This is a genomic window from Streptococcus oralis subsp. oralis (assembly GCF_000960035.1).
Lineage (GTDB): Bacteria > Bacillota > Bacilli > Lactobacillales > Streptococcaceae > Streptococcus > Streptococcus oralis_G.
Map to the genome: position 1 here is coordinate 21,796 of NZ_JYGR01000004.1, position 14,694 is coordinate 36,489.

The window sequence follows — 14,694 nt, forward strand, 5'->3', positions numbered from 1 at the left end:
ACAAAGAAAAAAGTAGCAACAAGGAGAAATTACTAACCCTGCTACTACTCTTTCTTAACGATTAAATAGACGTGAACGTCCTGAAGAACCACTTTGAGTATTTCCACTCGAACTTGAACTTCCAGAGCTACTGCTTGAACTTGAGCTTGGAGGAGTCACTGCTGGAATGCTTCCTAGAATATTCTTCCATGCGTTCAGATAATCTGCATCGCTTCCTCCAATAGCAAAGCGATAGGTGGTCACTGGGGCGCCTTCTTTAGTCGCCCAGTAGCTCGTTACTGTTGATCCAGAAACTTCTATTTCTTTTCCATTGATGGAAACCTTACCCGGTTTTTGTCCTGTAGATCGGAGAACTTGTGACTTGGTCACACTCGGATCCAGATTAAAGCGCTCATTCCCCCATATTCCAGGTTCAGCTTGTTGGATAGCATTGACCAAGTGGGCCATATAGTTGGCATTGCGGTAGTGGCCTGCTCCTTTGGCTAGTGGTCGATTATCATCGTGACCTAACCAGCCACCCAAAGTCAAGCGAGGTGTAGAAAGCATGAGCCACATATTTTCATCTTCATTGGTCGTACCAGTTTTTCCGATCCAGTCAGCACGAGCTAGGGATGGATTGATAGTCGTCAAATCCGTCTGGAAACTTGAAGTAATCCGAGACGAGATAACATCCCGAAGGAGACTTTGCATAATGGTTGCTGTCGCTTTTGAATAAACTTGGACAGGCTCATCCTTGTGCTCGTACACCAATCGGCCATCCGTTGACTCGATCTTCGCGATCATATGTTTCTTATGGTAAACTCCATTGTTGGCCAGAGTTTGATACCCGTTGGTATGCTGGGCAACTGTAACGTCAATCCCCCCACCCATCGGTAAACTTTCAATACCATATTCTGGGATTTCGTAACCCATTTTTTCCATATAGCCTTTGACATCAACACCCTTCTCTCGAAGCGTACGATACGTCCAGTAGGCTGGGATATTCCATGAGTAGTTAAGGGCTTCTCCCAATGTCATCATGCCCGTACCAGGACTATTGACATACATGATGGGATTCCCATTTGAGAAGTTGGTAGGATAGTTTGACAAGATACTTGCACTTCCCATCAAACCTTGGTCAATAGCGATACCATAGGCCAATATAGGTTTTGTAGTTGAAGCTGGAGAACGCTTGGTATCGATAGCGTGATTGTTCTGATTTTCTTGATAATTACGGCCACCAACAAATCCAAGGATAGCTCCCGTTTGGTTGTCCATGAGGACATTCCCCACCTCAGGCTGGCCTGTCGAATCATCTAGCAAATAGCCGTAGGTCGCAACCGCATTTTGCATCGCAGCATGAACATTTTTATTGATAGTTGTCGTAATCTTATATCCACCATTTTCAATTTCCTTAGTGGCTAAATCACGATAGGATTTCTGAATGGACTCATTCTTTAATTCTTGCGCAGAGACATTATCTCGTTGGACGAGGTAGTCGTACATGCGGTCAGTAGCTTCTGCCAAGGTTGCATAGTAGAGATAGTCGCGCGAAGTACCACTGACGCTACCTGATGGTAGAAAGTCTTGCTTGAAGTCATAATCCTTGTACTTGTCGTAATCTTCCTGACTCAGAGCTCCTGTCCGATACATATTGTAGAGGACATCCTTGGCACGCTTAATTCCCAAAGCCATATCCTCATCGCTCTTCATACTGCCGTCAGATTCATAAGGAGAATAACTAATAGGACTCTGTGGCAATCCTGCGATAAAGGCTGCTTGAGGGACCGTTAAATCCGAAGCATTGACCCCAAAGATTCCTTCTGCAGCCTGCTGGGCACCTGCAATATTTTGACCTTTATGATTGCGACCAAAAGGAGCAATGTTAAGGTAGGTTGTCAAAATCTCATCCTTACCCATGGTCCGTTCTAAAGCTAGAGCATCAATAATCTCTTTAGCCTTACGAGCCAGAGTTGGAGCATCCCCCACCACTTGCTGCTTGATGACCTGCTGAGTCAAGGTCGAACCACCACTAGATGAGCCTAGACCGACAAAGGTTCCCAAGGTCGCACGAATAACGGCCTTAGGCACAACTCCCTTGTGCTCATTGAAATGCTCGTCCTCTGTCGCAACAATAGCTTTCTTAAGGTTATCTGAGATAGCATCTGAAGCGACTGAAGTGCGCAATAAATCGCCCTCGATCGAGGCAATGGTACTGCCGTCAGAATAAGTGATTTCTGAGATGGAAGCAATATCCTTCACTTGCTTGACCAACTCTTCTGCTTGAGGCACCTGAGCCTTGTCAAATAGAGCAACTCCATAACCCATAGCTACACCAGCGCCAAACAGTCCACCGATAAAACCTAAGATAAAGAGAGTATTAAAAACTATTTTAAACCCACTCAAAACTTTAGCAAAAATAGACCCTGCCCTTCTAACTTTATCAGAAGAGGTCCCCTTTTTACTAGTTTTCTTATTAGCTAGTTTTTCTGCTAGTCTTTTCTTCCATTTTGCAATTCGTTGCATTAGCTGCTGGAAAAAATGCAGCATTCTTGTTTTTAATTCATTAATTCTTTCTTTCATGAATGTCCTCGCTTTCTTTATTATACCATAAAAGGGAAACTTTCAATAAAATAGCCACTTTCTTCCCTATTCCACTAGGTTATTGATCAAGTTTGTGATACAATAGGTAGAAACAATATTTTATAAAGGAGAAAAGACACATGCACATTTTTGATGAGCTAAAAGAGCGTGGTTTGATTTTTCAGACGACTGATGAAGAAGCTTTGCGCAAAGCCCTAGAAGAAGGTCAAGTTTCTTATTATACTGGCTACGATCCAACTGCTGATAGCCTTCACCTCGGTCACCTTGTCGCAATCTTGACAAGTCGTCGTTTGCAACTAGCAGGTCACAAACCTTATGCGCTCGTTGGCGGTGCTACAGGTCTCATCGGAGATCCGTCCTTCAAAGATGCTGAGCGTAGTCTCCAAACAAAAGACACAGTAGAGGGCTGGGTCAAGTCTATCCAAGGACAACTTTCTCGTTTTCTTGACTTTGAAAATGGTGAGAATAAAGCTGTCATGGTCAACAACTACGACTGGTTTGGCAGCATCAGCTTCATTGACTTCCTCCGTGATATCGGAAAATACTTCACTGTCAACTACATGATGAGTAAGGAGTCTGTGAAAAAACGGATTGAAACAGGGATTTCTTACACTGAGTTTGCCTACCAAATCATGCAAGGTTATGACTTCTTTGTCCTTAACCAAGAGCACAACGTAACGCTACAAATCGGTGGTTCTGACCAGTGGGGCAATATGACCGCAGGTACCGAATTGCTTCGTCGTAAGGCTGACAAGACTGGTCACGTTATCACTGTTCCACTCATCACAGACGCAACTGGTAAGAAATTTGGTAAATCTGAAGGAAACGCAGTCTGGCTCAATCCTGAAAAGACTTCTCCATACGAAATGTACCAATTCTGGATGAACGTGATGGATGCTGACGCCGTTCGCTTCTTGAAGATCTTTACCTTCTTATCACTGGACGAGATTGAGGACATCCGTATACAGTTTGAAGTGGCGCCACATGAACGCTTGGCTCAAAAAGTCTTGGCTCGTGAAGTCGTGACACTTGTTCACGGTGAAGAAGCCTACAAGGAAGCCCTCAATATCACCGAGCAACTCTTTGCAGGAAACATCAAAAACCTTTCTGTTAAAGAACTCAAACAAGGACTTCGTGGAGTTCCAAACTATCAAGTACAAGCAGACGAAAACCACAATATCGTAGAACTCCTTGTGTCATCTGGCGTGGTTAACTCAAAACGCCAAGCCCGTGAAGACGTCCAAAATGGAGCTATCTACGTCAACGGCGACCGCATTCAAGACCTTGACTATGTCTTGAGTGATGCAGATAAGTTAGAAAACGAACTAACTGTTATCCGCCGCGGGAAGAAAAAATACTTCGTTCTTACATACTAAAAAAGCAGACTGGAGGCATTTGCCATCCAGTCCTTTTTTTGCTAGACTAAAACTATGAATACAAACCTTAAACCCAAACTCCAGCGCTTTGCTGTTGCTAGCGCCTTTGCCTGCCCTATCTGTCAAGAAAATCTAACCTTGATCGAAACCAGTCTCAAGTGCAACAACCGCCATTCTTTTGACTTGGCAAAATTCGGCTATGTCAATCTAGCTCCTCAAATCAAGCAATCTGCCAACTACGACAAGGAAAACTTCCAGAACCGCCAAGAAATCCTAGAAGCTGGCTTTTATCAGGCTATCTTAGAAACCATCTCAGACCTGCTTGCAAGACTAGAAACTGCCAAAACTATCTTGGATATCGGTTGTGGCGAAGGTTTTTATTCTCGTAAACTCCAAGAAAGTCATTCTGACAAAACCTTCTATGCCTTTGATATTTCAAAAGATTCCGTTCAAATCGCTGCCAAGAGCGAACCCAACTGGGCGGTCAACTGGTTTGTCAGTGACCTGGCTCGCCTTCCTATAAAAGACGCCAGCATGGATATTCTGCTTAATATCTTTTCCCCTGCTAACTATGGTGAATTTCGCCGCGTTTTATCCAAAGACGGTATTTTAATCAAGGTCATCCCAACTGAAAATCACCTCAAAGAAATCCGTCAAATGGTCCAGGACCAGCTGACAAAGAAGGACTATTCTAATCAAGATATCAAAGAACATTTCCAGGAACACTTCAGCATCCAATCTAGCCAAATAGCTTCCCTAACAAAGCATATCACAGCAGAGCAACGCCAAGCCCTGCTCAGTATGACACCCTTACTGTTTCATGTTGACCAAACCAAGATTGACTGGAGTCAGTTGACTGAGATTACCATCGAAGCAGAGATTTTAGTTGGGAAAGCACTGTAAATAAAACTTTCAGATAATACAAAACCCGCACCTTCAAGGTACGGGTTTAAATTATGTAATTATTAGTTCAAGTGCCAGATATCTTCGTTGTACTGAGCGATTGTACGGTCAGATGAGAAGAATCCTGCTTTGGCAATGTTAACGATGACTTTATCCAACCATGCATCACGGTTTTCGTAGTCAGCAAGCATTTGCTCTTTGACTTTGATGTAGTCTTCCAAGTCAAGGAGAGTCATGAACCAGTCTTTGTTGATCAATTCGTTGTAAAGACGTTCCAAGCGTTCTTTCTTACCTACTGCAAGAACAGCATCGCTCACGATGAAGTCAACCAATGGTTTGATAGCTTCACGAGCATAGAATTCGCTTGATTTGTAAGCTGCTTTTGCGTAAAGGTCGATAACGGTTTCTGAATCTTCACCAAAGATGTAGATATTTTCGTCGCCAACCAATTCAGCGATTTCCACGTTAGCTCCGTCCATAGTACCAAGAGTCAAGGCTCCGTTCAACATGAATTTCATGTTACCAGTACCTGAAGCTTCTTTAGAAGCAAGTGAGATTTGTTCTGAGATGTCACATGCTGGGATCAAGAAGCTTGCTGCAGTAACGTTGTAGTTTTCAACCATTACGACTTGCAAGTGTGGAGCTACAGCTGGATCGTTAGCAATCACTTCTGACAAGCAGAGGATCAAGTGAATGATGTCTTGAGCGATTGTGTAGGCAGGTGCTGCTTTACCACCAAAGAAGACTGTGATTGGACGAGCAGGGATGTTACCAGCCTTGATATCAAGGTATTTGTGGATAACATACAAAGCGTTCATTTGTTGGCGTTTGTACTCATGAAGACGTTTGATTTGGATATCAAAGATAGAGTTTGTATTGATTTCCACACCTTGGTGCTCTTTCAAGTGACGAGCCAATTTACGTTTGTTGTGAGCCTTGATGCTTTCCAATTTTTCTTTGACAGCAGCCTTGTCTTCGTATGACAAGAGTTTTTCAAGCTCATCTGCTTCATGATGCCAACCATGTCCAAGAATCTCATCCAAGTAGTGAGACAAGCTTGGGTTAGCATGCATGAGCCAACGACGGAATGTGATACCGTTTGTTTTGTTGTTGAATTTTTCTGGGTAGATGTCGTAGAAAGCTTTCAACTCTGAGTTCTTCAAGATTTCAGTGTGAAGAGCTGCAACCCCGTTTACACTGTATCCGTAGTGGATATCCATGTGAGCCATGTGAACACGTCCGCTCTCATCGATGATTTGAACAGCTGGGTCTTTGTATTCTGCCTTCACACGACGGTCCAATTCTTCGATGATTGGTACCAAGTGAGGAACCACTTCTTCCAAGAATTCAAGAGGCCATTTTTCAAGGGCTTCAGCAAGGATTGTGTGGTTAGTGTAGGCAGTCATGCTACGAACGATAGAGATTGCTTCATCAAGTTCGATACCACGCGCAGTCAAAAGACGGATCAATTCAGGAATCACCATTGATGGGTGAGTATCATTGATTTGTACAACTGCGTAGTCCGCAAGGTCATGCAAGTTGCTTCCTTTTTCGATCGCTTCGTCAATGATCAATTGCGCACCGTTTGAAACCATGAAGTATTGTTGGAAGATACGGAGCAATTCACCTTGCTTGTCGCTATCGTCTGGGTAAAGGAAGAGAGTCAAGTTGCGAGCGATATCTGTCTTGTCAAAGTTGATACCATCTTCGATGATAGAAGAATCAACTGAATCCAAGTCAAACAAACGCAAGCGGTTTTTAGTAGCTGTCTTGTAACCAGGTACATCGATATCGTAAAGAGTAGATGTCAATGTGAAGTGTGCAAATGGCACTTGGTAGCTACGGCTTGAGCGTACCAACCAGTTTTGCTCTGTCAACCAAGCGTTAGGAATTGTTTCTTGTTGGTTGTTTTTAAGAACTTGTTGGAAAAGACCGAAGTGGTAGTTCAAACCAACACCGTCACCATTCAAACCAAGTGTAGCGATTGAGTCGATAAAGCAGGCTGCCAAACGTCCCAAACCACCGTTACCAAGTGATGGTTCCAATTCTACTTCTTCGATTTCGATCAACTCTTTACCTGCAGCTGCAAGTTCTTTTTTCACATCGTCGTAAAGACCAAGGTTAATCAAGTTGTTTGACAAGAGTTTACCGATCAAGAACTCAGCTGAGATGTAGTAAACTTTTTTCTTACCAGTGTTGACTGGTTTTTGGCTGCTTGCAAGTTTGCTGTAGTTAAGAAGAGCAAGGTAAAGCTCTTCATTGCTACATTCTGCAATGGTTTTATTGTAACGTTTTTGTACAAATTCGTTTAATGGTAACATGTTTATGTGTCTCCTGATATTGTCTTATTTCTTTAATTTTACCAAATTTTCATTGATTCGGCGATAAATTGTAGTCAAGTCAAGCAAAGTTTCTTCAACAGCTGGTGTGAGTTGGTCTGCTGTCATACGCCATGACCAGTTTCCGCCAAGAGTAGATGGGAAGTTCATACGAGCTGACTCATCTAGTTCTAGCAAGTCTTGCATAGTTGCAATAGCCATGAAGCTAACAGATGAAAAGACTGTGCGAAGCATTGCGTGTGGCACTGTTTCGTACTCTTTACGGTTCGTGTAACGAGCCATGTATTCACGAGTTGAATCGTCAATCTCATTACGGTACCAACCAAGGACCGTATTGTTGTCGTGTGTTCCTGTATACATAACAGAGTTGGCAGGTTCCAAGTGTGGGCTATCGATACTTTCGTCTTCCGGATTGAAGGCGAATTGAAGAATCTTCATTCCTGGGAAGCCAGTGCGTTCACGCAACTCGATGACTTCATCTGTCATGAAACCAAGGTCTTCTGCGATGATATTTAGCTCACCAAGCTCTTCCTTAACGGCTGCGAAGAGTTTGTACCCTGGACCTTTCACCCATTTACCAGGTGCTGCTGTATCGGAACCAGCAGGAATTTCCCAGTAAGATTCGAAACCGCGGAAGTGGTCGATACGAACGATATCGTAAATCTTGAAGCTTTCGCGCAAGCGTTCAACCCACCATTTGTAACCGTCTTTGTCCATTGCTTCCCAGTCATAGATTGGGTTCCCCCAAAGTTGACCAGTTGCAGAAAACTCATCTGGTGGGCATCCTGCAATGCAAGTTGCTTTACCAGTGGCATCTGTCTTGAAGAGATGTGGATTTGCCCACATGTCGCTTGAATCTTCCGCTACGTAGATAGGCATGTCCCCAACGATTTCGATGTGGTTATCGTTAGCGTAGGCTTTCAATTTCAACCATTGTTGGAAGAAGAAGTATTGAGTCACGCGGTGGTAAACCAACTTGTCTGCCAATTTCTCACGGTAGCTTTCAAGTGCTGAAGCTTTACGCGCACGAGCATCTGCATCTGGCCATTCTGTCCAAGCAAGATTGTCAAAATGCTCTTTGATCGCCATATACTCAGCGAAGAGTTCAAGCCATGATTGGTTATCTTGAGTAAACTTCTCAAAATCTTTGACATCACCCACTTCCAAGAAGCGTTTAACTGCTTTTTCTAAAAGCGGACGACGTGCATAATAAATCTTCGCATAGTCAACTTCAGATGCATCGCTACCAAAGTCAACACCTTTAAGATCACTGGCTTCGAGCAAGCCTTGCTCTACCAAGATATCAAGGTCGATAAAATGCGTATTGCCAGCAAAGGCCGAGAATGATTGGTATGGAGAATCTCCATAGCTTGTTGTCCCAAGAGGGAGAATTTGCCAGTAACGTTGCTTCGTACGAACCAAGAAATCGACGAAATCATAGGCAGTTTGGCCAAATGATCCAATCCCGTATGCTCCTGGCAGAGAAGAGATGTGCATCAACACACCACTTTGACGTTTTTTCATAATAGCACCTCATGTGTTTGTTATAAAACGTTGCGCAATCAAGGCGCAAACGTTTGCGTTAAATTAAGTATAGCGTATTTTAAACACAAATGCAAGCGTTTTTAAAAAAATTTTTGAATTATTTTAATCAAACAAAACTTGTTCCCACTGATATTTTATGAAATAAGCGAAAAAAATTTTAAAGATTTTCTGATTTAAGATAATTCATTCCCAATATCTGCTCTATTTTCTGAAAAATCGAGCAGAATTTATGCAATCGTTTCCCTAATATATTTTTAATTCAAAAAAACAAAAATTTTAAGTTTTTTTCTTATATAAAGGCTTTAACAAATGTTTGAAACCTTAAATTTTTTTAAAAAACTTTTTAAAAAAGCTTGCAACCGTTTTCTATTTGTGCTATACTAGGCTCATAAAAGAAAACGTTTGCGTTTTCTAAATAAATTATACTGTTATTCTTTAGGAGGAATACACTATGTCATCTAAATTCATGAAGAGCGCTGCTGTGCTTGGAACTGCTACACTTGCTAGCTTGCTTTTGGTAGCTTGCGGAAGCAAAACTGCTGATAAAGCTGCTGATGCTGGTTCATCTGAAGCGAAAGAACTCACTGTATATGTAGACGAGGGATACAAGAGCTATATTGAAGAAGTTGCTAAAGCTTATGAAAAAGATTCTGGAGTAAAAGTTACTATTAAAACTGGTGATGCTCTAGGAGGCCTTGATAAACTTTCACTTGACAACCAATCTGGTGATGCCCCTGACATTATGATGGCTCCATACGACCGTGTAGGTAGCCTTGGTACTGACGGACAACTTTCAGAAGTTAAATTGAGCGACGGCGCTAAAACAGACGATAAAACTAAATCTCTTGTAACAGCTGCTGACGGTAAAGTTTACGGTGCTCCTGCCGTTATCGAGTCACTCGTTATGTACTACAACAAAGAATTGATAAAAGAAGCTCCAAAAACTTTTGCTGACTTAGAAAACCTTGCTAAAGACAGCAAATATGCTTTCGCTGGTGAAGACGGCAAAACTACTGCCTTCCTAGCTGACTGGACAAACTTCTACTATGCATACGGACTTCTTGCTGGTAACGGTGGTTATGTATTCGGTCAAAATGGTAAAGATCCTAAAGATATCGGTCTTGCAAACGACGGAGCAATCAAAGGTATCGAATACGCTAAATCTTGGTACGAAAAATGGCCTAAAGGTATGCAAGATACTGAAGGTGCTGGTAACTTGATCCAAACTCAATTCCAAGAAGGCAAAACAGCTGCTATCATCGATGGTCCTTGGAAAGCTCAATCCTTTAAAGATGCTAAAGTAAACTACGGTGTTGCGACTATCCCAACTCTTCCAAACGGAAAGGAATATGCTGCATTCGGTGGTGGTAAAGCTTGGGTCATCCCTCAAGCCACTAAGAACCTTGAAGCTTCTCAAAAATTTGTAGACTTCCTTGTTTCAACTGAACAACAAAAAGTATTATACGATAAGACTAACGAAATCCCAGCTAACACTGAGGCCCGTTCATACGCTGAAGGTAAAAACGATGAGTTGACAACTGCTGTTATCAAACAGTTCCAAAACGCTCAACCAATGCCAAACATCTCTCAAATGTCTGCAGTTTGGGATCCAGCGAAAAATATGCTCTTTGATGCTGTAAGTGGTAAGAAAGATGCGAAAACATCTGCTAACGACGCTGTAACATTGATCAAAGAAACAATCAAACAAAAATTTGGTGAATAAGAAATTTGTTCAAGGGGGGTGGAATTCAAATCCCCCTTTGAATTTATCAATAGAAAACATATATAATTTAGTTTTTAACTAGAAACCAGTATCCTATGAAAGGAGTTATTATGGAAAAGCAACAACCTAGTAAAGCAGCTCTGCTGTCTATCATTCCTGGGTTAGGGCAAATTTACAACAAACAAAAAGTCAAAGGTTTTATTTTTCTTGCTGTAACGCTTGTTTTTGTCCTTTATTTTCTAGCCCTTGCTGCGCCTGAATTGCACAATTTGATCACTCTTGGTGACAAACCAGGTCGCGACAATTCACTCTTCATGCTGATTCGTGGTGCCTTCCACTCAATTCTTGTTGCTGTTTACCTGCTCTTCTACTTCTACAATATTAAAGACGCACATACAATTGCTAAACGCATCAACAACGGAATTCCTGTCCCACGTACTTTTAAAGATATGATCAAAGGTATTTATGAGAATGGATTCCCTTACCTCTTGATCATCCCATCTTACGTCGCTATGACATTTGCGATTATCTTCCCTGTTGTGGTAACATTGATGATCGCCTTTACCAACTATGACTTCCAACACTTGCCACCAAACAAATTGTTGGACTGGGTTGGTTTGACGAACTTCACTAACATCTGGAGCTTAAGTACATTCCGTTCAGCCTTCGGTGCCGTTCTTTCTTGGACCATCATCTGGGCCTTGTCTGCTTCTACTTTGCAGATTGTGATTGGTATCTTCACAGCGATCATTGCTAACCAACCATTTATCAAAGGAAAACGTATCTTTGGTGTTATTTTCCTTCTTCCTTGGGCTGTTCCAGCTTTCATCACTATCTTGACATTCTCAAACATGTTTAACGATAGTGTCGGTGCTATCAACACTCAAGTATTGCCTATCTTGGCTAAGGTTCTTCCTTTCCTTGACGGAGCACTTATCCCTTGGAAAACAGACCCAACTTGGACTAAGATTGCTTTGATTATGATGCAAGGTTGGCTAGGATTCCCATACATCTACGTTTTGACTCTGGGTATCTTGCAGTCGATTCCTAACGACCTCTACGAAGCGGCTTATATCGATGGTGCCAATGCTTGGCAGAAATTCCGCAACATCACTTTCCCTATGATTTTGGCTGTTGCAGCACCAACATTGATTAGCCAATACACCTTTAACTTTAACAACTTCTCTATCATGTACCTCTTCAATGCTGGAGGACCTGGTAGCGTTGGTGGTGGAGCCGGTTCAACTGATATCTTGATCTCATGGATTTACCGTTTGACTACAGGTACATCTCCTCAATACTCTATGGCGGCAGCTGTTACCTTGATTATCTCTATCATTGTCATCTCTATCTCTATGATTGCATTCAAGAAACTACACGCATTTGATATGGAGGACGTCTAAGATGAATAACTCAATCAAACTCAAACGTAGACTGACTCAAACTCTCACTTACCTCTACTTGATTGGCCTTTCAATCGTGATTATCTATCCACTTTTGATTACCATTATGTCAGCCTTCAAGACTGGTAACGTTGTAGCCTTTAAATTAGATAGTAACATTGACTTTAGCTTTGCCAACTTCCAAGGACTCTTCACAGAAACCTTGTACGGCACTTGGTACCTCAATACTTTGATCATCGCCTTAATTACCATGGCTGTTCAAACAAGTATCATCGTCCTTGCCGGTTATGCCTACAGCCGTTACAATTTCTTGGCTCGTAAACAAAGTTTGGTCTTCTTCTTGATTATCCAAATGGTGCCAACTATGGCCGCTTTGACAGCCTTCTTCGTTATGGCCCTTATGTTGAACGCCCTTAACCAAAGCTGGTTCCTCATCTTCCTCTACGTTGGTGGAGGTATCCCGATGAACGCTTGGCTCATGAAAGGCTACTTTGATACCGTTCCAATGTCTCTAGACGAGTCTGCAAAACTAGATGGTGCAGGACACTTCCGCCGCTTCTGGCAAATTGTTCTCCCACTTGTTCGCCCAATGATCGCTGTACAAGCTCTCTGGGCCTTCATGGGACCTTTCGGAGACTATATCCTCTCTAGTTTCTTGCTTCGTGAGAAAGAATACTTTACTGTTGCCGTTGGTCTCCAAACCTTCGTTAACAACGTGAAAAATATGAAGATTGCCTACTTCTCAGCAGGTGCTATCCTCATCGCCCTTCCAATCTGTATTCTCTTCTTCTTCCTACAAAAGAACTTTGTTTCAGGACTTACAAGTGGTGGCGACAAGGGATAATTTATCCCCGCCACCCTTTTTTCATTTTGGAGCTTGTTGCTAAAGCTACAAGATTGGACACTCTTCTACAAATCTTATTGAAACCCTCTTTCAATACATAATTGATTTCCTAGACTTGAAATAAAGCACATTTCTCTATATAATAATACTCATATAGAAAACACTTTTAGAAAGATGCCTATGCTTCCATATCCATTCTCGTATTTCTCTAGTATCTGGGGATTTCGTAAGCCCCTATCAAAACGTTTCGGCCTCAACTGGTTTCAGCTTCTCTTTACGAGCATTTTCCTCATCAGTTTGTCTATGGTTCCGATTGCCATTCAAAACAGCTCACAGGAAACGTATCCACTGGATACCTTTATCGATAATGTCTACACTCCACTGACAGATGAAGCGATCATGGACTTGTCAGAGAATGCACAAATCGTTGATGGAAAGCTGAACTACTCAGGTACGAAGAATCAGCAGCCTTCTCTTTTGATTGGCCCGAGCCAAAGCAAGGAATTGCCAAAGGACTTGCAACTTCATTTTGATACGGAAGAACTCGTCATCAGCAAGGAAAGTAAGGAACTGACTCGCATTCGCTACCACGCGATTCAAACGGAGAGTTTCCAGAGTAAGGAAGATCTAACTCAAGCCATTTCTAAAGATTGGTACCAACAAAATCGGGTCTATATCAGTCTCTTTCTCGTTCTTGGTGCAAGCTTCCTCTTTGGATTGAATTTCTTCATTGTCTCTCTTGGAGCTAGTCTCCTCCTTTATATCACCAAAAAATCACGCCTCTTTTCATTTAGAAGCTTTAAAGAGTGCTACCACTTTATCTTGAACTGTTTAGGATTACCAACTTTGATTACACTTATTTTGGGACTTTTCGGCCAAAATATGACAACCCTTATCACTGTACAAAACATTCTTTTTGTTCTTTATCTGGTCACTATTTTTTACAAGACACATTTCCGTGATCCAGATTATCATAAATAGGAGATTTTTATGCCCGTGACGATTAAAGATGTGGCTAAAGTAGCAGGTGTCTCACCTTCCACTGTTACCCGCGTCATTCAAAATAAATCAACGATTAGTGATGAAACCAAAAAACGAGTTCGCAAGGCTATGAAGGAACTCAACTACCATCCCAACCTCAATGCTCGTAGCTTGGTAAGTAGCTATACTCAGGTTATCGGCTTGGTGCTCCCTGATGACTCGGATGCCTTTTACCAAAATCCTTTCTTCCCATCTGTCCTTCGTGGTATCGCCCAAGTCGCGTCTGAAAACCACTACGCTATTCAGATTGCAACAGGGAAAGATGAGAAAGAACGTCTCAATGCGATTTCTCAGATGGTTTATGGCAAGCGTGTTGACGGTTTGATTTTCCTCTACGCTGAAGAAGAAGACCCTCTGGTCAAACTAGTAGCCGATGAGCAGTTCCCTTTCCTCATTCTCGGAAAATCTACTTCACCCTTTATCCCTCTTGTTGATAATGACAATGTACAAGCGGGCTTTGATGCAACAGAGTATTTCATCAAAAAAGGATGCAAACGAATTGCCTTCATCGGGGGTACAAAGCGACTCTTCGTAACGCAAGATCGTCTAACTGGCTATGAGTCCGCACTCAAACAACACCAACTTCCGATTGATACCAACTTAACCTACTTTGCGACCGAATTTCTAGAAGAAAAAGGTTATCAATTCAGTGAACTCCTGTTCAATCACGATCCGCAGATTGACGCTATCATCACAACCGATAGTCTCCTAGCAGAAGGGGTTTGTGACTACATCAGTAAGCATCAGTTAACTGTTCCTGTCCTCAGCTTCGACTCAGTCAATCCTCGACTTGACCTCGTAGCTTATGTTGATATCAATAGTCTGGAACTTGGGCGCGTTTCCTTTGAAACCATTCTCCAGATCATCAACGATGCTAAAAACAATAAACAGATTTGTTACCGCCAGTTGATTGGACACAAAATTATCGAAAAATAAA

10 protein-coding genes are annotated in these 14,694 nt (G+C 42.2%); 7 read left to right on the forward strand and 3 right to left on the reverse strand.

Annotated features, from left to right (window positions below):
- Window positions 1–54: 54 nt before the first annotated feature.
- Window positions 55–2,562 carry a penicillin-binding protein PBP1B gene (gene pbp1b, locus TZ92_RS02700; protein WP_033629207.1) on the reverse strand — a complete coding sequence of 836 codons (2,508 nt, stop codon included), beginning with the start codon at window positions 2,560–2,562 and terminating at the stop codon, window positions 55–57.
- A 140-nt stretch (window positions 2,563–2,702) separates the two neighbouring features.
- Here pbp1b and tyrS point away from each other — a divergent pair, with 140 nt between their 5' ends.
- Together tyrS and TZ92_RS02710 are read left to right on the forward strand one after the other, a co-directional pair.
- Window positions 2,703–3,959: a tyrosine--tRNA ligase gene (gene tyrS, locus TZ92_RS02705; protein ID WP_033629206.1), complete on the forward strand. Its 1,257-nt coding sequence runs from the start codon at window positions 2,703–2,705 to the stop codon at window positions 3,957–3,959.
- Between the two features lie 54 nt (window positions 3,960–4,013).
- Entirely contained in the window at window positions 4,014–4,862 is an 849-nt protein-coding gene (locus tag TZ92_RS02710) for a putative RNA methyltransferase (RefSeq protein ID WP_033629205.1), read from the forward strand.
- A 62-nt stretch (window positions 4,863–4,924) separates the two neighbouring features.
- Here TZ92_RS02710 and glgP read toward each other — a convergent pair whose 3' ends face one another.
- Complete coding sequence (glgP, locus tag TZ92_RS02715; RefSeq protein ID WP_033629204.1) at window positions 4,925–7,183, reverse strand: glycogen/starch/alpha-glucan family phosphorylase; 2,259 nt, start codon at window positions 7,181–7,183, stop codon at window positions 4,925–4,927.
- A 24-nt stretch (window positions 7,184–7,207) separates the two neighbouring features.
- A complete protein-coding gene (gene malQ, locus TZ92_RS02720; protein ID WP_033629203.1) occupies window positions 7,208–8,725 on the reverse strand; it encodes a 4-alpha-glucanotransferase in 1,518 nt (505 codons plus the stop codon).
- Window positions 8,726–9,197: 472 nt separating this feature from the next.
- On the opposite strand from malQ, the gene TZ92_RS02725 reads away from it, so the two are divergent.
- The 5 genes from TZ92_RS02725 (at window position 9,198) to TZ92_RS02745 (ending at window position 14,693) form a co-directional block, all read left to right on the forward strand.
- Window positions 9,198–10,469 (forward strand): extracellular solute-binding protein, encoded by a 1,272-nt coding sequence (locus TZ92_RS02725; RefSeq protein ID WP_033629202.1) that lies wholly within the window; start codon window positions 9,198–9,200, stop codon window positions 10,467–10,469.
- Between the two features lie 110 nt (window positions 10,470–10,579).
- Window positions 10,580–11,872, forward strand: coding sequence for a carbohydrate ABC transporter permease (locus TZ92_RS02730; RefSeq protein ID WP_033629201.1), 1,293 nt, complete (start codon window positions 10,580–10,582; stop codon window positions 11,870–11,872).
- A 1-nt stretch (window position 11,873) separates the two neighbouring features.
- Entirely contained in the window at window positions 11,874–12,716 is an 843-nt protein-coding gene (locus TZ92_RS02735) for a sugar ABC transporter permease (RefSeq protein ID WP_033629200.1), read from the forward strand.
- 180 nt (window positions 12,717–12,896) lie between these two features.
- On the forward strand, window positions 12,897–13,697 hold the full coding sequence (locus TZ92_RS02740) for a DUF1189 domain-containing protein (RefSeq protein ID WP_033629199.1): 801 nt from the start codon (window positions 12,897–12,899) through the stop codon (window positions 13,695–13,697).
- A gap of 9 nt (window positions 13,698–13,706) precedes the next feature.
- On the forward strand, window positions 13,707–14,693 hold the full coding sequence (locus TZ92_RS02745) for a LacI family DNA-binding transcriptional regulator (RefSeq protein ID WP_033629198.1): 987 nt from the start codon (window positions 13,707–13,709) through the stop codon (window positions 14,691–14,693).
- The last annotated feature ends 1 nt before the right edge of the window (window position 14,694 follow it).

What these genes read in the sequence shown, in the direction of transcription:
- malQ (WP_033629203.1), bottom strand. Translation starts at nt 8,725, where the DNA reads ATGAAAAAACGTCAAAGTGGTGTGTTGATGCACATCTCTTCTCTGCCA.
- TZ92_RS02730 (WP_033629201.1), top strand. Translation starts at nt 10,580, where the DNA reads ATGGAAAAGCAACAACCTAGTAAAGCAGCTCTGCTGTCTATCATTCCT.
- TZ92_RS02745 (WP_033629198.1), top strand. Translation starts at nt 13,707, where the DNA reads ATGCCCGTGACGATTAAAGATGTGGCTAAAGTAGCAGGTGTCTCACCT.
- TZ92_RS02725 (WP_033629202.1), top strand. Translation starts at nt 9,198, where the DNA reads ATGTCATCTAAATTCATGAAGAGCGCTGCTGTGCTTGGAACTGCTACA.
- TZ92_RS02735 (WP_033629200.1), top strand. Translation starts at nt 11,874, where the DNA reads ATGAATAACTCAATCAAACTCAAACGTAGACTGACTCAAACTCTCACT.
- tyrS (WP_033629206.1), top strand. Translation starts at nt 2,703, where the DNA reads ATGCACATTTTTGATGAGCTAAAAGAGCGTGGTTTGATTTTTCAGACG.
- glgP (WP_033629204.1), bottom strand. Translation starts at nt 7,183, where the DNA reads ATGTTACCATTAAACGAATTTGTACAAAAACGTTACAATAAAACCATT.
- pbp1b (WP_033629207.1), bottom strand. Translation starts at nt 2,562, where the DNA reads ATGAAAGAAAGAATTAATGAATTAAAAACAAGAATGCTGCATTTTTTC.
- TZ92_RS02740 (WP_033629199.1), top strand. Translation starts at nt 12,897, where the DNA reads ATGCTTCCATATCCATTCTCGTATTTCTCTAGTATCTGGGGATTTCGT.
- TZ92_RS02710 (WP_033629205.1), top strand. Translation starts at nt 4,014, where the DNA reads ATGAATACAAACCTTAAACCCAAACTCCAGCGCTTTGCTGTTGCTAGC.